Here is a 20,188-nt window from a genome sequence, read left to right as displayed (position 1 = left end):
AAGTACCCGGTGCTATCGCCAATGATAGTTTAGACCCTTGTGATGTTATTCACCAGATTAGATTTTCTCAGTAAACTCGGCAGGAAGCAAGTACTCTACCAGCTTCCTACGTATTCGCTATTATCTGATTGAAGTCCATCGTACTGCTGAAGCAATGCTTCGTAGCGCTCGTAAGCATCCTGCCCCGGACGCTGATCAGCCTGCCCTAGCATGTAGTACAAATAAGAAGTTTGATCGGCCAGCATAGGAGTCATATAACGCCCTTCGGAAGTACTTACTTTTTCTAAAGCTTCGCGGATAGACGTTAGTTCTCGCTGCATAGATTTTTTAGCTGAGCCGCTATCCATCAACGAGTCAAGTTCACCCTCCCGCATACTAAGAGCGTATTCTAACTTGCGTACATCCGACAGCAGGTCGCGCACTTTTAGTGATAAATCTTGCTGAGCGGTTAAATCTTCCGCACTAATGGCTTCCATCGACCGAGGGTCAGCTTTCACTTCGGCCGTTTGGGTGTCTGTACTTCCGTTGGCAGTGATTTTAACTTCGTAGGTTCCCGGAACAACGAGCGGTCCGCCGCTACCCCGTCGACTAACTTCATCGTGCCAAGGGCCGGCATAACGTAAGTCCCAAATAACCCGGTGTCCACCGCTACCATCCGGTAGAACCGTTTGGTAATCCAGTGACGTGTATTCCGTACTCATATCTCGAGACTTATCGGTGGCTTCACCGGCCGGGCTTGTGCTGGAAAATTGCCGGACTAATTGCTGGTCGGCATCCCGAATTTCAATTTGCACTTCTTCGGCTTCATTAGCTAGGTAGTAGTCAATCACTAGACCAGCGGTAGGATACATCGGTATGGTGGCAGAATCCGTTTCGCTATAGTGCATGCGGTACGCTTCGTTAGTAGGAAACAGCACTACATCTTGGCTGGCAACTTCGGCAGTCAATGCCCGAGCCGGAGCCAAGTTATCCAGAATCCAGAACCCACGACCCATCGTAGACATTACCAAATCGTTATCGTGCACCTTCATATCAGTGATGGGAGTGACCGGAAGGTTCTGCTGGAAGTGCTGCCACTTCTGACCATCATCAAACGATATATACACGCCATTATCAGTTCCGGCGTACAATAACCCCGCTCGTTCCGGGTCTTCCCGAATTACGCGCGTGGGAATGTCGGCAGGAATGCCGTTAGTGCCATCGGTGAGCAATGTCCAGGACTGCCCATAGTCTTCAGTTTTGTAGATGTAGGGCTTGAAATCACCCATCAGATAGCGGTAAGTAGCAAAGTAGGCTTTTCCAGCTGTGTGAGGCGACGGCTCCACGGTTTCTACCCGGCCCCCGCCAGACAGACCTTCGGGAGTTACGTTGGTCCACTCTTCGCCGCCGTTGCGGGTTACATACACTGGGCCATCATTCGCTCCCGTCCAAATAACTCCGGCTTCCAGCGATGATTCCCGAATATCGTAAATGGTGCTGTAGAACTCCTCACCAGTAATATCGCGGGTAATGGGTGAGCCAGAAATTACTTGAGTCTCGGGAGTAAATGCGGTAAGATCAGGAGAGATCACCTCCCAGGTTTTACCTTCGTCAGTTGTTTTGTGCACATACTGTGAGGTATGGTAGACTACTTCAGGGTTATGTGGCGACACATGAATGGGTGAAACCCGCTGAAAGCGAAACTTCAGGTCTTTGGGATTATGTCCGTACATATTGGAAGCCCCCACGTAGTATTGCATTTCCTGTCCGGTACGTTTATCGTACACCCCAAAGCGCCCCTTACAGTTAGCGTACACAATATTCGGATCACCCGGCTTAGGTACGGCGGGGCCAGTTTCGCAACCGCCAGTATTGATAATGTAGGAATTAGAACCTGCTTGTACTCCGTAGGGTGGCAAACTAGGTACGGCAATCGTCGAATAATTATCTTGCTGCCCAGCGTACAGCCAGTAGATAAATTGATCGTCAACATCTACTTGGTAGAGTTCTGCGGTGGGTTGATTAAACTGAGTTGACCAGCTTTCGCCACTGTTTAGCGTCACATTCGCTCCGCCGTCGTTCGACTGAATCCACACCGAAGTATCATTGGGGTTAATCCACAAATCGTGATTATCGCCGTGAGGAGTAGAAAGTTGCGTCCAGTCTTCGCCGCCATTATCGGATCGGAAAAAGCGAGTTGCAATACCAAATATAATATCGGCATCCTTAGGATTTGCATCGATATTGCAGTAATAAAACGGCCGATCCAGCAGTTCTTTCTTCGTGCTTACCAGTGCGAAGCTTTCCCCGGCATCATCGGAACGGTACACTCCCCCCTCTCCTACTGGAGCTTCTACTAGTGCGTATACTCGGTTCGGATCATCAGCCGAAACGGCTAAATCAATCTTACCAATCAGATTAGAAGGCAAGCCTTCGGTCTTCTTCTCCCAGGTATCGCCCCCATCGGTTGACTTATAGATTCCACCTTCAGTGCTTCCGCTAATGATTGTCCAAGGTTTGCGTTCGGCTCGCCACAGGGTAGCGTACAGCACCTGAGCATCGTCGGGCTTAAATTCAAGGTCCACTGCTCCCACCGTATCTGAGTGAAACAGTACTTTTTGCCAGTTAGCTCCACCATCGGTCGTGCGAAATACGCCTCGTTCTTCATTGGGGGCGAAAGCATTGCCAATAGCCGCTACAAACGCCCGATCAGGATTACTTGGATCAATCTCTACCGCTCCGATTTGCCCCGCGTTCTTCAGCCCCACAAATTCCCAGCTTTCCCCGGCATTGGTTGATTTATATACTCCTCTTCCGGCAATTACGTTGCTCCGCAAGCCATCGGAACCGGTGCCCACGTAGACGATATCAGGATTAGAGGCGGCGGCCCGAACGGCCCCAGTAGAAGGAGAGCTAAAGTAACCATCGGAAACATTATTCCAGCTTTGACCATAGTCGGTAGTCTTCCAGACTCCGCCCCCGGAGCTGCCCATATAAAATACGTTTGGCTGATCGGCTATGCCCGTAACGGTAGTAACCCGTCCGCCCCGAAGAGGGCCTACCGAGCGGTAATCCATTCCCGAGAGAAGGTTAGCATCTTGAGCGTAAAGAGCGGCACTAAGTCCAATAAAGAATAGGGAAGAGAAGATTCTAGCAAAAGTGTGTAGCATTGTAAAACTATTGAATTGTCAGATTCAATAATAATAACATTTTGCGATCTATACTAATGCCAAGGAAAATCTTACTAAAGATGGTTGATATGAGAAATGAATATTTGTTAGCCATTATCTAAGCCACAAAATTCTTATATCTTTACTTCTGCTTGGGCTTTTGTCTTCCCGCATAATTGACCTATAGCTTATTTTACTCATTCCCCCGTTCTACCCGCTTATCATTTCCCAAGGAAATTAAATTGGTTAGTAAACGATAGGCACCAGGCACTCCGGCGGGTAGTTCGCGAAAGAATGAGATTCCGGTGTAGATGTAGTGGCCCTTACCGTAGGGGGCTATTAGCAGACTACCTTTCTTTTCATCTTCACCCGGATCGTTCATAGAAAAAATTGGGGTGAACTTTTCGTCCCACTCGTTGGGGAAATACAGTCCCCGTTCTTGTACCCAGCCAGCAAAATCTTCCTGAGTAATTTCGTTGGGTGTATTCAACACCGGATGGCTGGGGGCCAGAATCCGTACACTCGCAGTTTCGTCGGATACCCGGTCGCGCGACATCTGCATAGAGTAAGGAGCGAAGTCTTGCATCACGAGCCGAGAACTGGTATTGTACTGAGTAATAAGAGTGCCGCCCTGCTCAACGTACTCTAGCAAACGATCATTGCGGTAGCGTAGCCAGTTCACGGTATTGTAAGCCCGAATACCAATAATTATTGCATCGAAGTTCGATAAATAGGGCATCCGTATATCGTCTTCCTCCAGCAACGCTACCTCGTAGCCAATCTGCTCCAGAGCTTTGGGCACATCGTCGCCAGCCCCCATTACGTAGCCTACTAAATTTCCTTCCTTTCTGATATCCAGTTTTACCAAATTAGCGGTAGCGGGGGGCAGTAAGGTTTGAGTGGGAATGTGATCGTAATCGATTACCACCATACTTTGCTGATACGATTGCCCATCATGCTCTGCCACTACCCGCACTTCGCCCGTACTGGCCCCTTCGGGGGGAGTCACGGTAAAATTAAATTCTTGCTCCTGCCCTTTGAGAGCAATATCATACTCATGCTGGGCTGGATTAACTGACCAACCGGCGGGTACTTTTAGCGATACGCTTCCCTGAATACCAGAGCGCCCTGCTTCTACGGTAGCCACAATAGTTTGCGGCTCAGTGGAGGCAAATACGTATACATTCTCAGGAAGGCTTACCAGCACTGGAGGAGTAATAACAAAAGGTCGGTACATCTCGCCCTTACGCGGATCGTTTCTTTTGTAAATAACCGGACTACTTAGATTCAATGCTTGTCCATTTACACTAAATGAGAATTCTGCTTGCAAAGCCGGTGGGGTTTCGTCCCGGCCAATGAGCATTTGATTTTCTACCGTAAATGCAAAGCCATCGTTCTCCGCTTGGAGCCAGTAAGGCTCAGTGTACGAAAGATTATCCGGCAACTTTATCTGCTGTTCAAATGCTATTAATGTGTTATCTTCCAATGTATCGTTTAGTAGCGTATCGTAGCCAACCTGCGCTAATTTTATCTGATTTAGTTGCACTTCAACCTGGGAGCTTCGCTGAATCGCCTCAAAGTTGAGTGTGACACTATCGCCCGGGGTGGCCGAATATTCAGCGATCCCTGGTCGGGTTTGCGCTCCCCGAAACCGACGAACCAATGCATTCGTTCCACTCCGAACTTCGGCATATAAACCTAGACAGGCCTGAATTACGGTAGTGAGTTCTTGAGTTTTTACTTGCTTCCAGTGTCCATCGGGCAGTTTACCTAGTGCTTGGTGGGCTTGCAATAGTGTGGGTACAATAGCCGAAGGTTGTTCAGGATTAAAATTTTGGTAAGCCTGCTGAAGCAGTTCTCCCACGGCTTCGCCACCTGCCAGGCGTGACCAACTTGTAGAAATACCATCGAGCGGGCTGTTTTTGGCCATTTCACCCTTCACATGTCGGAAATACTCCACTCGCTCACCTCTTTCTCCAGTGGAGCCAAACCCCTGCGACTCGTGCTTGCTTCGGCTTAAGGCCGCAATCTCGGGTACCGATTTTCCCACCAGCGGAAGATAGACGCCCATATCTACTACTAAGACTGAATCGTTAACATCCGCAATTGAATCAATTTTGCTAGAAAACCAACTGGTTTCATTGAGCATTAAACGGGTAGGTTGCCAGGGTTCTACGTACTCCAACTGGTCGGAGTACTGTTCAGGATCACCCGCCAGATCGAAGGCTTCAGCCGCTAAGATACCAGAGGTGGTATGATGACCGTGCCCCGCCCGGGAATCAGGGGGAAAGCGCGTGATAATGATATCCGGTCGGAACTGCCGGATCACCCACACTACATCCGAAAGAATTTTCTCTCGATCCCATAGTTCAAGCGTTTCGTCGGAGGTTTTGGAGTAACCAAAGTCGATGGCTCGAGTAAAAAACTGGTGACTACCGTCTACGCTACGGGCCTGAATAAGCTCCTGCGATCGTACTATACCCAGCCGTTCACGAATTTCGGAACCAATAAGGTTTTGTCCACCATCACCTCGTGTGAGCGATAAGTAGCCAGTATTCAACAGTTCTACCTGCGACATGTACCCAATTACTACCTGATTTTCATCGTCGGGATGCGCCGCTACGTACAAAGCACTGCTTAGCACATTAAGCTTCTTCAGTGCTAGCTGAATCTCACTGGCCGCTAGCTTTTTGGGAGCTTGAGCGAAAGAAGTATTTAACAGAATGATTAAACTGCCAACCCAGAAGAACAAAAAACGAAATATCATGGTCACCGATTTTGTGCCCGGTGAAGTTATGAAATACGGCTTAAAAACCAATATACCTTTGGTATCAGCGCAAAAATCCTTGGTTACTGCTTATCTATTTTTTTTAATCATTTTCATATAGTTGCCTCAGTATTTCTAATCAATTAATATTATGCTACAAGTTATAATTAATCAGAATTGGCGTAGCGTTCATTGGTTAAAGGCACATTTTCACCCTGCTCTAGTGCCGTTTGACGGACAAGAAATATTTTCTGATCAGGGTTTGTAGAATTGATAGCTTCCAAATACGTTTGAGCAACTCGCTTCAGACTGCGGGGCCGAAGGTGCAGTTCGTCGTGCCAGTCTTCATCCCGAGCGTAGCCCCGGCAGTCAATATGGTAGACATTTCGTCCGAAAACAGGATCGAGCACAATGTTTATCACCATCTCGTTAAATAGATGGATCATCGCGAAGCTGATGGCCCGCTGATCGTTAGCATTGCTAATTCCTCGGAGCATCATAGGCTCCTTAAAATGATGCCCGTTACCACCCACCAGATTGATTAGCGTTTTAACTACCCCCGGCCCCCGCTGAAAGGAAGGCACAATATAGTCGTAACCGTGGGTAATAATTTTTAGATCAAAGAATTTCTTCCGCAACTGTTTAATAAGATACTTATAGCTCAACTCCAAGACCGCCAGCAGCACAAAGAACTCTTTAGTAAAAAATGACATGCCCCGAATTAGCATCTCCTGCTGAGCATCATCGAGATCACCCTTAATAAGCACATTCCGAATGAGCGGATGGGTATGCCGATATTCTTCGGTCACATAATTGCTAGCTTGGTCCAGCATTAGGGCTACGCGCCGACCGTTTACTAATTCAATACCTCCGGCACTCAGCAGAAATACTTCTGGGCGGATTAGTGAGAGTTCGGTAATATATTCCCGCTCTTCCAGCATATTAGTGAGAAAATCACCCCCTCGGGCAATGCTATAAATAGCGTGCTGGTCTTTTCTTAAGTCACCCAGCCAATCAATTACATCGTACACCACCGGATGCTCAAACCAAGAATCGCCTTCCGCCACAATCCGCTTCACCTCGGCTCCCGACCGAATGGCGCGAAAGAACTCTTTGTTGCGCCGACGTTGGCTGATATTATTCAGCACGTTAAGGTAGCCAACGTTAGCGTTATCAAACTTAAAGTCATCGTTCTGGTCAAAAACCCGCAGCATTAACTTCCGTAGGTCAGTGGTGCTAATTGGCTCATCGCTACGAAACAGCTTACCCCCATCAGACTTGGATACATTTAATAATGTAAATATCTGTTCTTGGCTAATTTCTTCGGGAGCTCGCATAAATAGCTCTAATATTTCCTTGATAGGATTCATTTCAGATGAAACAGGAGAAGATTTTTGGGACATAGTAGTAAGGTTTTGTGGTTAGTCAATCTTGTGTAGTAGATTGTCATAAAAAGGTACGTAAATTTGTCATACCTTTTTAACCAACTTATGCTTTTATGAACGTGTCTAACCCTACTGCACCGGTTATTGATAAGCTCGCTTGGATATTTATCCTCGACCAAAAAGTTTTAATGGCCCGAAGCCAAAATAAAGACACGTTTTATATTCCGGGCGGTAAGCGAGAAGCGGGTGAGAGCGATGCCGAGGCTTTAACCAGAGAAATTCAGGAAGAGCTGAGTGTTTCTATAGTTCCTACATCGCTCAAGTTGGTAGGCACATTTCAAGCCCAAGCCCACGGGCAGCCGAGCGGAGTAGAGGTACAAATGACTTGTTACTCGGCCGACTACCAAGGCGTACTGCAACCCGCCGCCGAAATCGCCGAGATGGCCTGGTTTACCTACGCACAAGTACAGGAAGTTGGCCCGGTCGATCAGATTATTTTTCGCTGGCTGCACGACCGAAAGTTATTAGCCAGCTAAAAAAATATGGTATACGCTTATGGAATATCTTTCACACGAGCATCTTACCAATAAAAATCGTATGAAACAGTTTCTAATCAGCCTACTTGTTCTAGGATATCAGACAATGGCTCAAGATACGTCTGAAATTGAATTGAGCACTTCTATAACCGAAGTAACCGTATTTCTGCAAGGTGCTTATATCACCCGTGCTGGAGATACCGAAATTCAACCAGGTAATTCTGTATTAACTATAAAGTCACTCTCACCTTATCTGGATAGTAAAAGTATTCAAGTGAAGGCGGATGGTAAATTTACAGTTTTATCAGTTAATTACGCCCTCGACTATCTGAACGGGCAGAAAATAAGTCAGAAAACCGCCAGCTTACAGCAACAGATTGATTCGGCAGAAATTAAAATTTCTCAATATCAGGCTCGACTGGATGTTTTGGGTGAAAAGCAAAGCTTATTACACGAGAACAAGTATTTAGGACGTGATAAATCGGGAGTGGCCCTTTCTCAGCTAAAGCAAGCCATTCAGTTTTACGATGAAGAGTTATCAGCTATTAAGTCAGAGGAGTTGAACATTAGGCGAGCGATTGAGAAGCTGCAAGAGAAAAAGACTAGAATTGAACAACAAATCGCTGATGTTTCCCAACAAGCTGATTTACCCAGTAGTGAAATTCAGATTGAAGTAGCAACTGAGCAAACAACTCCAGCAAAATTTGTGGTTACTTATTTAGTAGAAAACGCGGGTTGGTATCCGAACTACGACGTAAGAGTAGAAAATATTAATGAGCCGTTGACACTCGACTATAAAGCAGCTATCTACCAGAACACCGGCGTAGATTGGAACGATGTACAGTTACGTTTTTCTAATGCTACTCCTAACCAAAGTAGTACAGTTCCTGAACTAACAACCTGGCGACTCAACTATGCCCGTAACACGGTGTATCGTCGCCCTACTTTATACAAAGGAATGGGGCAGACTGTTAGCGGAACGGTTGTCTCAAGTCAAGATGCAGCGTCTTTGCCGGGTGTTAACGTACTAGTAGAAGGAAGCGCCATTGGCACGGTTACCGATCCAAGGGGCCACTATAGCTTAACGCTGCCCAATGGGGCAGAAACGCTGATTTTCTCATCAGTTGGCTTTACTACGCAAAATATCGCTATCACTTCTTCCCAAATGGATGTGATGATGGAACCGGACATTACCGCACTTGAAGAAGTAGTAACCGTAGGGTATGGTACAGATCAGGCTTTACAAGGCCAAGTAGCCGGAGTGCAAATACGCGGTGCTTCATCGATAGCTAAAACAGAACCTCTCACTACTACCACGCTGGAGAATCAAACTACCGTAGAATTTGAAGTAGCTACGCCTTTCTCCATTCGCTCCGATGGTGAAAAGCAATTCATCACCTTGAAACAATACAATATAGAAGCTGCGTATGAGTACTACGCGGTGCCTAAGCTGGATAAAGATGCCTTTTTAGTAGCCCAAATAGTTGATTGGGATCAGTACAATTTGTTAGAAGGCGAAGCGAACTTATACTTTGAAAATACTTACGTTGGTCGTTCAATACTAGATGCCCGAGCACTAAACGATACGATTAGTATATTGTTGGGGCGCGATAGGAATATAGCGGTAGAACGCACCAAAGTTGAGGATTACACCCAGTGTAGAATCTTTGGCGGTAATAAAATTGAGAGCCAGTCCTTCGAAATACTGATCAGAAACAAAAAATCTCAACCCGTTAAGCTTACGGTGCAGGATCAAATACCCTTAGCGGCGATAAGCTCTATTTCGGTAGAACCCACTCAGCTTTCCGGGGGAACGCTCGACGAAAATACGGGGCAGGTCTCCTGGCAAGTCACCCTTTCACCACAAACCCAGCGAGAGATTGTATTCAGCTACGAAGTGAAGTATCCAAAAAAGGAAATCGTGCCACTGGAGTAAATAACAAGGTGTTCTTGCTACAGCTATCGCTCGTCAAACTTATACTTATCGCACCGGCATTCGTACCAATCTTCAACGAGCTGCTCCAACTCTAAGATACCAGTAGCAATAGCCTCAAGACCTACGTACTCTTTATCGTAGGCAGTCATTACGGGTAGCACTGGTTGCTCAGATATGTTCACCCGGTGCGCCAACGACATGGATTGTATTTTCTGTGCGATTTTGTGTTGCTCTGGGTCGGTATGATGTATATTTAGAATGATCATTTTTCTCCTAGTTTATTATTCTACAGATTACCTCAAGAGAAGCACCTGTTTATCTGCTATTACTACTACGCCGCTAGTAACGATTGGTTGACTACTCCCTACTTGACCTTCTTCGGCACTCAAAATTTCTGATGAATATGTGGTGTAGCTAACAAAGCTACTGAACAACAAACCGATGCACCGAAAGAGCACCCTGATTGTTGGCGATACGAAGTAGGTAAATGCCCGACGCTAATTCTAAAACCGATAGTTCTTCTGCTTCCGTAAACGTGTTCGCCTTAAGTATTTGTCCCGATGAGTTTACGAGTTGGTAGCGATACTGCTGGCCCGGTTTACCAACCACTTGTAAAAACGACTGCGCTGGATTAGGGTACATGCTAACCGTAATTTCGGTAAGATTGTCGTTCGGTAGGGTGGTGATTACTTCTGTAAAGGGGGTGGGGTCTAAAACCTGCACCGTATCTTCATTGGTAAGCTGAATATTATCAAACCACAATTGGGCATTACCGAAGTCTTGGCGTTCCGCTACAATCTCCAATCGGTCCACCGCCGACCAATCAAACTTTCCCTCCGGTTCGTGCCACTCGCCATCCCAAGCTCCTTGCTCCACAAAACTTAGTAGCGGAATACGAACCACGTGCCAAAACCGGTCAAAAGAAGCAGTATTTTCATCGATGGTCGTGCCCATCCGCCAGGGTAGATCGTTGGCCCCAGTATCTGTATCTACCCAACGAATATCAAACCGCAGCGAGGGATCAGTGCCTCGCACCAAAAAGCTTAGTGTATAATCTTGATCGATTAGCTGCGATAGATCTTTATTGGGGGCAAAGTCAAACGTGATTGTATTATACTGCTGGGCCTCGGTCCAGTACAAGCAGTATTGCCCGTTGTTAGGCTGGTCGGTGGCGTACAGATTCACCTTCCCATCCGAAAAGCTACTCAGTTTGATTTTTTCGCCTACAAAATCATTGTAAATAAGAAAACCAGTACTATCGGGGCGGAGCTGGTATTCGGTTTGAGGAGGAACCGTAAAGTCTAGTGCCTGAAGCAAGTCAGTGTTTAAGTCGTGCTCAAACAAATCATTACCGCCTTCTTCAAACAGGCCAAACCCACCGTGGTAGTCCCAGATGGTCCAGGCAATATTGGTTTCCTCGAGCAATTTACGTACTTCTTCGTACCAAGATACCCGCGAACGGTTGTCGCTATTAGGAATATACACACCAAACTCGCCACAGAATAACGGCACTTGCCGTTCCTCCTGAAACCGGGCAGCAATTGCTATCCGCGAACGTACTTGAGCTACAAATCCTTCCTGATTGTAGTTGTTAAACGCTGACTCAATCCAAGTACCCCGTAGCTCATCAGGAAAATCTGGCATCTGGCTAAGTTGATAAGGAAAAGGCACGTTGCGTAGGGGACCCATAGAAGGAGTCGTCCAACTAGCCCCCTGGTGGGTAAAGATGAACGGATCATAAAAATGAAAGGTATAAATAAGATTATCATCTTCATAAACCGGCATTTCATCGAGGCTATAATAGCTATTAAAGTCAGCAGGACCAACAATAATTGTATGCTTGGTGTCTACTGCCCGAATTGCTTGAATTACTTCCCCCTGAATGGCATTCCAGATGTCATCGTCAATGCCGTGGGGTTCGTTGAGCACCTCGTAGTACAGCTTTTCAAATCGACCTTGGTAGCGAGCGGCTAGCTGGGGCCAAACTTTCGTTAAAACCTGTTCCACCGCCGGATCAGTACTTTCGGCCGGATCAAAGGTATGGTTATCTAAGATCAAGTGAAGATCTAACGATTCGGCCCAATCAATTACCGGATCAAGGAAATCGTAAAAGAGTGGGTCAACTACGTAGTAGGGTGCCCCGTTGGTCATATAGTGAAGATTGATTGGCAGACGGATTGCATCGCAGCCCAAGCTTTTAATCTGCTCAAAATCTTTTTTGGTGTACCGAGTGAATTGTACCTGCTGAGCGCTTCCAGTTTGGAACCAACCAGTAAGATTAATGCCCCGACTAAAGGGGACTTCTTGCGCTGACAATGACGTTACAGTGATTGAAACAAGTAGTAACGATAAAAGAAGACTGTATTTTCTCATAATGCTAGGCGTAGTCTGTACAGAAAGATAAAGACTTATCCCCTAACAAACTAACCAGTAATAAACATAGCTAGTAAAGCTTCTTAATAGCTTTTCTGCAATAAGTCCTTAGCAAGGATAAAGTAAAAGCATTCACGAAAGGTCAGTTATTCAGCAATGAAAAGTATCATCCTATGCAAAAGATCTATTTTCAGTTTTTTTCCCTTCTAACAAAGTAATATCTACCGCCGACGCGGGAATTATGCTGTCGATTCGGTTCGATAGTCTGCTGACGCGGGAATTACGCTGTCGATTCGAGTCGATAGTCTGCTGACGCGGGAATTACCCCGTCGTCAGGGTTTGACAGTCCATTTCCCGCATCGGCAAGGTATCGTATGAGTTTGATGGTCCGGCTCCCGCGTCGTCAACCTTTCAGACAGTTTTGCTTGACTCCTAATACCATTGAGGAATAGAAGACAGCAATAGTTAGTTAGGAAGTTGATTAAAAGCTTTAATTAGCTTTGCCGGCCGGATTAATTCCGCTATTTTAATACCTAACCTACCTACGCCATGCTGTTTTTACTGATTATCGTTCTGTTTGCTCACTCTCCGGTAGCTGCCCAGCAACCTTCCACTGAATCTGGGGCGTATCACTGGGAAGAGGCCGATATTTCTTCGTCGGATATTCGGGTGCGACGGCATTTTCTGAAGGGTAGCACCCGCGATTTATCCTACCTGGAACTTCACGCTACTACCTTGGCTCCCGGGCAACCGTTGCATCCTCTTCATACTCACGAAGATCGGGAGGAGTTAATTATAATTAAAGAAGGTTCGGTAGAAGTAGCTATTGAGCAAGAGAAGCAAGTAGTAGGCCCGGGCAGCGTAGCCTTAATTATGCCCGGAGATCAGCACAACCTGACAAACGTGGGGCAAGACTCCGCCACGTTTTACATCTTGCTTTATACTGCTAAATCTGCCCCCAATCAGCAACGTGCCGCCGAAGTGGGTGGTTCTTTAGTAGTTGATTGGGAAGATGTTCCGTTTCAAGAACGAGAAAAAGGAGGAGTACGATCATTTTTTGAGCGAGCTACGGTTATGCTAGAGCGACTCGAGATGCACGTGACTACCTTAAATCCCGGAATCCAAAGTCACCCACCCCACACCCATCGTCCGGCTGAAATCATATTGATGCTGGAGGGAGAGAGCCAGGAATTTATTGACGGAGAGTATTTTAATGGAAGCGGAGGCGATCTATACTTTCTGGGATCAGAAACCGAGCACACTATCAAGAATACGGGAACCGAACCTTGTACCTACTTTGCTTTTCAGTTTCGTTAGGTTCGCTTCGGTAGCGTTTTGTTAACAATTGTCCAGCAGCAGTCAAACTTCACTTACCTTTGGTTGTTGTTTTAAGTAGAGACTAATATGAAAGTTATGATGAGGATAATTTCTTGGCAAATGTTTAAAGTTGGTATATTAAGTAGCTTTTTAGTGATTGTTAGTTGCGGCAATAGTGACGATTCTCCTGATCTTGCTACTGACACAAATGATAATTCTACGCAAGAGCGTTTTACTGTGGTAGAAGCGTATCCTAACCTGTCGTTTACCCGTCCGGTAGATTTCCAACACGCTGGAGATGGTTCAGACCGAATATTTGTAGTGGAACAACGGGGGGTAATCACGGTTTTTGACGATAATGCCGCTACTAGCCAAAGTGCCCCCTTTTTAGATATTTCTGGTCCGGTAGATGATCGCAGTAACGAAGAAGGACTACTAGGATTAGCTTTTGACCCCAACTACGCTAGCAACGGCCATTTTTTCGTTAATTATACTATCAGTAATCCGGCCCGCACCCGTATTTCTCGTTTCGCAGTATCGGCCTCCAATCCCGATCAAGCCAATCCCAATAGCGAATTAGTGATTCTGGAATTTGAGCAACCATTTGGCAATCATAATGGTGGGCAAGTAGCTTTCGGTCCAGATGGGTATTTATACGTAGCCGTTGGTGACGGGGGCTCGGCCGGTGATCCCCGAAGGCACGGACAGAATCTCACTACACTGCTGGGTTCTATCTTACGAATTGATGTTAGTCAATCATCCCCCCAAACGCCTTACGCTATTCCGGGCGATAACCCTTTTGCCGAAAACGACCAGGGTTTCCGGGAAGAGATTTACGCCTATGGCCTACGAAACCCCTGGCGCTTTAGCTTTGATACTGAAACTGGACAGCTTTGGACCGGTGATGTTGGACAGAACCAACTGGAGGAAGTAGATCTTATTGAAAATGGCGGAAACTACGGCTGGAATACAACCGAGGCATCTCAGTGCTTTGAACCTCGCAATAACTGCGATAAAGAGAATATTATTCTACCTGTTTGGGAGTACGATCATAGCCAGCAGGATTTGTCTATTACCGGGGGCCACGTGTACCGAGGTGCGGCGTTATCCGAGTTAGTAGGTCAGTACGTTTACGCGGATTTTGTTTCCGGTCGGGTTTGGTCTCTCGATGCCAATAACGCGGGCAATCCTCAAAATACCGAATTAATAGATAGTAATTTGGCTATATCTTCTTTTGGATTAAACGCCGAGAATGAGTTATTCCTCTGCGCCTTCGACGGAAAGATATATCGCATTGAGTCAGTTGCTTCCTCCAACTAGATATTATTCTAAGCTTGCTGTTTCACTTCTGATATTTACTACCAAATTGATAACTTTTAAACAGATCTTTGGTTAAGTATTCGAACCAAACTAGTAGTGAAGATGAAGAAGGGAACCATAGAAGCCTATCGCTCTACATTTGGCAAGTTTACTCTTACGACTATCATATTAATGGTAGCAACGCTTGCACTGTCGCAGTACTTCTTTCTGGGCGATATGATCGGGGCTATTGTAACGGTGGCTGCTACAATTCTTATTTTATCGCTTATCTACTTTAGCATCCGCTATAAAGTTGATGGTAATTCTCTGAAGATTTCGTCATTATTTTCTAAAAAAGAAATTGATGTTTTTCAAATTAGTAGCCTTTGCTGGGTACAAAGCTTCTATAACCAACCTAGTGTTTACAGCTTTTCTGAAATACGATTACGGATTGTGTACGGCTACGGTCAGCGCATTGATATTTCCCCCGAAAACTCCGAAGAGTTTATTGAATCTTTGCTAGCTATTAATCCGATGATACAATTACAGAAGGAAGCCATAATGCAAGAGTAAATCTTAAATTGCTGAATGTTCCACTGGTTGAATTGTTCAATTGTCAATAGGTATCTTCTGTCTTCTCATATTTCACATCTGATATCTCATATTTTTCTTTTATCATTCCCAACTGGCTTGCATCTGGCTACCGTGCTGACGGTCGCGAGTGATGGTCAGGTATACATCAATTTCGTGCTGCATATCTTCTACGTGCGAGATAATTCCGACAATCCGATTTTCTTTGCGGAGTGATTTTAGCGTATCAAACACCACCCGTAGCGATTCCTTATCCAACGACCCAAATCCTTCATCTAAAAAGAAAAAGCTTTGCTCAGACTGGTTAAGCGACTTCACGTTTTCGGCTAAAGCTAACGCTAGACAGAGCGATGCTTGAAAGGTTTGTCCGCCCGATAAGGTTTTTAATAAGCGAGTTTTTCCGTCGTTAAGATAGTCTCGTACCACAAACTCGTTTTCTTCATTTAGCTCTAAACTCAGACTATTCTGAGTCAGCTTCATAAAGCGCTGATTGGCCGCCAAGCATAAGTTTTCCAGCAACACAGTTGAAGCGTACTTCACAAAACCGCTGCCTCGAAACAAACTAGCAAGTTCTTTTAAATTGCTTTCTCGCAACTGCTGCTGAGTCAGTTCTTTTTGAATAGTTTGGGTGCGTTGCTGCTTTTCTCGCCAATCACGAATCTTTTGTCGCAATAGCGCACATTGCTCCTGCTGCTGTCGAACTTCGGAGGTTAATGCCTGCGCTTTCAGTTGAAGCTGCCGATGCTCTTGATGATCATAAACCTGGCCCTGAAGTTCCGCTTGCCACTTGTCAAGCGTAACTTCAGCATTGTGCCGACGATTACGGTAGGTCAAAATTGCTTGTTGCTCAGCATCAATGTCAAGTTCTAAATTGATGAGCAGCTTGATTTCACTTACGTTGTCAAATTCTTTTTCGGTGCATAGCGCTTGAATTTCTTCGTTTAACGCTTCGGCTTTTTGAGACAACTTTTGCTGATTTTCCAGCGACGCTTCATATCGTCCTTCCAATGCGATTACGGCATTTTGGTATTCCTGAAGCGTTTGCTGCGCCTGCTCGTACTGCTGCTCAACATCAGCCAGTTGAACCCGCTTTTGAGAGGATATTTCCTGCATTTTATCTAGCGTAACATTCAGAAAATCATCTACTAAATACACCTGTAGCATTGCCTGCCGTTGCTCTTCAGCAGCTTGTAGGCTACTTTGTTGCTGTAATAATGACTGCTGTTGACTGCGTAGATTTTCTAACTCAAGCTGTAGTTCTTTCAACTTTTTCTGTCCTTGTTGGCGCATTTGCTGCCGTTGTTGTACTTCCTGTTGCTCTTGCTGGCTAACTTTTAACTTATGGTTAATTTCTTTTATAGTCAGACGTTTAAACTCCGGCCACTTATGAAGTTTTTCGTGTTTGTTCTGTTTCTCAGCTAATTCTTTCGTTCGCTTTTGCTCCTGCTCTATCATCTGTCGTGCGGTTTCATTCTGAGATGATAGCTTCTGAATATCGCGCTGAAGCTCACGGAAGCTTGCTTCTTTTCGTCGTAACTCGGTTAGTTCTTCCTGCTTGGTATCCAGTGCTTTTTTAACTGATTGACTATGAATAATTTGCGGATGCTCGGTAGAACCACAAAGCAAACAGGGTTCCCCAGAAGTCAGTTGACTTGCTGCTTGGACTAACCGTTCCTGAAGGCGCAAATCACTCAGCTCCTTATTAATTGCATCTTGCTGCTGGTGCAGTTTGGCCTCAAACTGGACAAATTTATCGGTCAACTCGTCAAGTTGACTACTTTCTGGCCAGTTGTAGGCAATCAGCACACTTTCTTGCTTGGCTGTCAACGCCGTAATATTCCGTTCGTATTGTTGAATTTGCCTATTAATGCCTTGCTGCTCTTCAACAAACTCTTCTCTTCGTTGCGCCCAGTTTGCCACTTCTTTCAGCACCAACCACTGGTTTCGCCTACTTTCAGCGGCTAATAGCCGTTCTTCGTGCTGTTCCATTTGCGCTTGCTGCTTAGATATACTGCTTTCTACCACTTCTTGCTGTCTTCTAATCTGCGTTAGCTTATCAGAAAGTTGCTGCCGACGAGGCTGCGCCTTTTTAATCTCAATCAAGTGAAGTAGATCTTGATACTGTCGATCAATTTGCTCACGTCGCTCATAAGCTGCCTTCTTCTGGGTTACTTCTTGGCGAACCCGCTGCACTTTTTCACCCCCTAAGTCAATACGATCTTTTAATTTCTGAAGCTCTTGCTGTGCTAGCTGAGCTTCAACTGTTGTTTCTTCTAACAAGCGGAACTTCTCATTGAAAAAAGTTTCAGCTTTGGTATAAGCTTTTAGCTGCTTCTCCTTGCTATCAAAGTACTCCGATTGATCAGTTAGCTGCTTCAGTTCACTTTCAGTGGCATCAATGTTTTCTAATAGCTTTCTTAAAGCATCTAGCTGCTGACATTGCTGGTCTAACTGATTGGCTAATTGCTGCTGGTGAGAAAGCTCACCTTCTGCCGTTTTTAGTAACTCTTGCTGTCCGGTGATATCTTCTTCCGAAATTTGCCCAATCTCCATTAGTCGAGCCTGTAGATCGGTAATAACCGTTTCAGTTTTGCGGAGTAGCAACCCCGTTTTTGCTCCCAAATCGAAGCGATGCAGTTGAAATAAGTCTTTAAGCATCTGCGTACGCACGTTTGGTCGCTGATCGATGAACTCCCGAAATTTCCCTTGGGGAATAATTACGGTTTGCATGAAGTTTTCGTAGGTCATGCCCAGCACTTCAGAAGCATCTGAGTTAGGTAATGGAATCCACTGCTCACTTTTCCATTCGTAAAAGCCCCGCTCCTTCACCTCTACTTTTTCAAAATCCCTTTTTTTACGCTGGGCGCTAAAATACGCCCGATACTTCGTATTACTTTTGGCGTTAGCCCGAAACGTAAAGTCAATCTCCAGTGCATTGGATTGAAGATTTAACATATTGTAGTAGCGATTATCACCTGATTTATTAAGGCGGTCGCTACTGTTAAAAAGTACGAACATAATCGCCTCCAGAATGGTAGATTTTCCACTACCAACCGAACCGAAGATACCAAATAGCTGCGCTGCCATTAGCTTTTCAAAGTCTACAGACTGCTTTTTCTGATAGGAGTATAATCCGCTAAATGTAAGGTGAACCGGAATCATGAGTAGGTTGAGACGTGGTTGGTTCTAAACTGCATCAAATTTCTTCAGCTTCCATTACTTCTCGGAATAAGGACATTAATTCCGCATTCGGTTGCTGCCCTCGCTTATGTTCGAAATAACGGGAAAATAACGATGGCAGATTTTCCTGAAGATTGATTTTAGGCTGGCTATCTGCCTCAGGCAGGGATCGAGTGATTTCAGGAACAATACTTACAATTCCGGAGTGGGCAGCGTACAACGATTTTTTAGTTTTAGCGTCAATGTAGGCATCGCTTATCAAGGTTAGTTCTACAAATGTATCTGGGTGAGTTTCCAGCCAGTTTATGGCTTCATCTACTTGAGAAAAACGTTTTCTTACTAATTGCCTACCTTGTTTTAATGCTACGGGAGTTACTTCTGCTAAGGTTCCGGGCGATATTTCTATCAGTGTTACGTATTTAGTTTGTCCCGCTTCGCTAAAGCTGTAACTGAGCGGTGTTCCGCTGTATACAATGGGGCACGGTGACTCACATACGGTATGATGGCGATGCAGATGACCCAACGCCACGTACTGTACTTGTTCGGGAAAGGTGTCAGGATAAATAGCAGAAATTCCCCCAATGTGCAGCACCGGTTTTTCGTCTTCAGGCTCTTCGGGCAGCATTTGGCCAGGTAGCGCGGCAAACAAATGGGCCGTTAGCATATTCACTCCTCGATCATCGCAATGCTTTTCACCTAATTGGTGCCAGTGCTCTTTTAAAATTTCTCGCAGTACTTCGCTCTTTTCCGTGCCTAGATGACGTTTTAAGGTTAGTTCATTAGCGTAGGGAGTGGATAGCAAACGCAGTGGGTAATTCCAACGGGAAAGACGAATCTCAAGGAAACCTGGTGAGGACTGAACAACTTCTACTCCCCCTTCGGTACGGAAGAGGGGCACTTGATTATCTGGACGGCCTTGAAAGATGATACCGCAGCTTCGGGCTAATAGGTCAGTAGAATCAACTCGATCGGGCGAGTCGTGATTGCCGGCAATAGCTACTACTGCTCTTTTTCCACCATCCGATAAGCGGTGAACGGTCCGATATAATAATTCCGCTGCGTCATTCCCGGGATGAAAGGTGTCGAATAAGTCTCCCGCAATAAGGACAACGTCTACTGCTTCTCGTTCACTAACATGGCAAATTTCGTCTAATACTAGCTCCTGTTCGGGCAAACGAGAGTACTCGCCCAATCGCTTTCCCAAATGCCAATCCGCTGTGTGTAGAATTTTCATAGCCTAAAAGTAGGCAAACGTTTTGGCGTGATCAAGTCTGGTGGAAAATGAGAAAGGTGCTCAATAGCACCTTTCTCGTTGTTACATACAAATGGGTTAAAATACCATTTAGCAATAAATCAGTTTTTAAGAATCGTAAATTCTACCCTCCGATTAATCTGCCAGTTTTCTTCTCCGGTATTAGCAACTTCGGGCTTACTTTCGCCGTAGCCTACCGCAGTCACCCGATCTTTCTCAATCCAGTTTTCTACCAGATACTGACGAACGGCCTCGGCTCGCCCTTGCGATAGCTGTTCATTATAATCGTTAGAGCCACGATCATCAGTATGTCCACTGATTTCGATATATAGACTTCTATTGGTATTTAGCATTTCCGCTACCTTATCTAACTCTTCAAATGATTCGGAGCGAAGTGTGGTCT

13 protein-coding genes are annotated in these 20,188 nt (G+C 45.5%); 5 read left to right on the top strand and 8 right to left on the bottom strand.

Annotated features, from left to right (window positions below; translation table 11 throughout):
* Positions 1 to 95: 95 nt before the first annotated feature.
* The 3 genes from WBA23_RS01695 to WBA23_RS01685 form a co-directional block, all read right to left on the bottom strand.
* A complete protein-coding gene (locus WBA23_RS01695) occupies positions 96 to 3,149 on the bottom strand; it encodes a WD40/YVTN/BNR-like repeat-containing protein (protein ID WP_424580505.1) in 3,054 nt (1,017 codons plus the stop codon).
* A gap of 193 nt (positions 3,150 to 3,342) precedes the next feature.
* A complete protein-coding gene (locus WBA23_RS01690; RefSeq protein ID WP_424580504.1) occupies positions 3,343 to 5,916 on the bottom strand; it encodes a PIG-L family deacetylase in 2,574 nt (857 codons plus the stop codon).
* 167 nt (positions 5,917 to 6,083) lie between these two features.
* A complete protein-coding gene (locus WBA23_RS01685) occupies positions 6,084 to 7,319 on the bottom strand; it encodes a hypothetical protein (RefSeq protein ID WP_424580503.1) in 1,236 nt (411 codons plus the stop codon).
* Positions 7,320 to 7,414: 95 nt separating this feature from the next.
* Here WBA23_RS01685 and WBA23_RS01680 point away from each other — a divergent pair, with 95 nt between their 5' ends.
* Together WBA23_RS01680 and WBA23_RS01675 are read left to right on the top strand one after the other, a co-directional pair.
* Complete coding sequence (locus WBA23_RS01680; protein WP_424580502.1) at positions 7,415 to 7,837, top strand: NUDIX hydrolase; 423 nt, start codon at positions 7,415 to 7,417, stop codon at positions 7,835 to 7,837.
* Positions 7,838 to 7,898: 61 nt separating this feature from the next.
* Positions 7,899 to 9,773, top strand: coding sequence for a mucoidy inhibitor MuiA family protein (locus tag WBA23_RS01675; RefSeq protein WP_424580501.1), 1,875 nt, complete (start codon positions 7,899 to 7,901; stop codon positions 9,771 to 9,773).
* Between the two features lie 23 nt (positions 9,774 to 9,796).
* Here WBA23_RS01675 and WBA23_RS01670 read toward each other — a convergent pair whose 3' ends face one another.
* A complete protein-coding gene (locus tag WBA23_RS01670; RefSeq protein ID WP_424580500.1) occupies positions 9,797 to 10,039 on the bottom strand; it encodes a hypothetical protein in 243 nt (80 codons plus the stop codon).
* Between the two features lie 157 nt (positions 10,040 to 10,196).
* A complete protein-coding gene (locus WBA23_RS01665; RefSeq protein WP_424580499.1) occupies positions 10,197 to 12,146 on the bottom strand; it encodes a cellulase family glycosylhydrolase in 1,950 nt (649 codons plus the stop codon).
* Between the two features lie 549 nt (positions 12,147 to 12,695).
* Here WBA23_RS01665 and WBA23_RS01660 point away from each other — a divergent pair.
* From WBA23_RS01660 to WBA23_RS01650, 3 genes are all read left to right on the top strand, one after another.
* Positions 12,696 to 13,463, top strand: a complete 768-nt coding sequence (locus WBA23_RS01660) for a cupin domain-containing protein (protein ID WP_424580498.1) — start codon at positions 12,696 to 12,698, stop codon at positions 13,461 to 13,463.
* A gap of 96 nt (positions 13,464 to 13,559) precedes the next feature.
* Positions 13,560 to 14,783 carry a PQQ-dependent sugar dehydrogenase gene (locus tag WBA23_RS01655; RefSeq protein WP_424580497.1) on the top strand — a complete coding sequence of 408 codons (1,224 nt, stop codon included), beginning with the start codon at positions 13,560 to 13,562 and terminating at the stop codon, positions 14,781 to 14,783.
* Between the two features lie 102 nt (positions 14,784 to 14,885).
* A complete protein-coding gene (locus tag WBA23_RS01650; protein WP_424580496.1) occupies positions 14,886 to 15,335 on the top strand; it encodes a PH domain-containing protein in 450 nt (149 codons plus the stop codon).
* Positions 15,336 to 15,437: 102 nt separating this feature from the next.
* Here WBA23_RS01650 and WBA23_RS01645 read toward each other — a convergent pair whose 3' ends face one another.
* The 3 genes from WBA23_RS01645 to WBA23_RS01635 all read right to left on the bottom strand — a co-directional run.
* The gene (locus tag WBA23_RS01645) at positions 15,438 to 18,515 is read right to left on the bottom strand and encodes an SbcC/MukB-like Walker B domain-containing protein (RefSeq protein ID WP_424580495.1); all 3,078 of its coding nucleotides are present in this window, start codon (positions 18,513 to 18,515) and stop codon (positions 15,438 to 15,440) included.
* Between the two features lie 34 nt (positions 18,516 to 18,549).
* Positions 18,550 to 19,767, bottom strand: coding sequence for a metallophosphoesterase family protein (locus WBA23_RS01640; RefSeq protein WP_424580494.1), 1,218 nt, complete (start codon positions 19,765 to 19,767; stop codon positions 18,550 to 18,552).
* Positions 19,768 to 19,886: 119 nt separating this feature from the next.
* Positions 19,887 to 20,188: OmpA family protein (locus tag WBA23_RS01635; RefSeq protein ID WP_424580493.1), on the bottom strand; the 302-nt coding region annotated here is incomplete at its 5' end.

It is taken from the genome of Tunicatimonas sp., from assembly GCF_049647865.1.
In the GTDB taxonomy this organism is placed as follows: Bacteria; Bacteroidota; Bacteroidia; order Cytophagales; family Cyclobacteriaceae; genus Tunicatimonas.
Note: the sequence above shows the minus strand (reverse complement) of the source record. Positions and strands in the feature narration are given on the sequence as shown.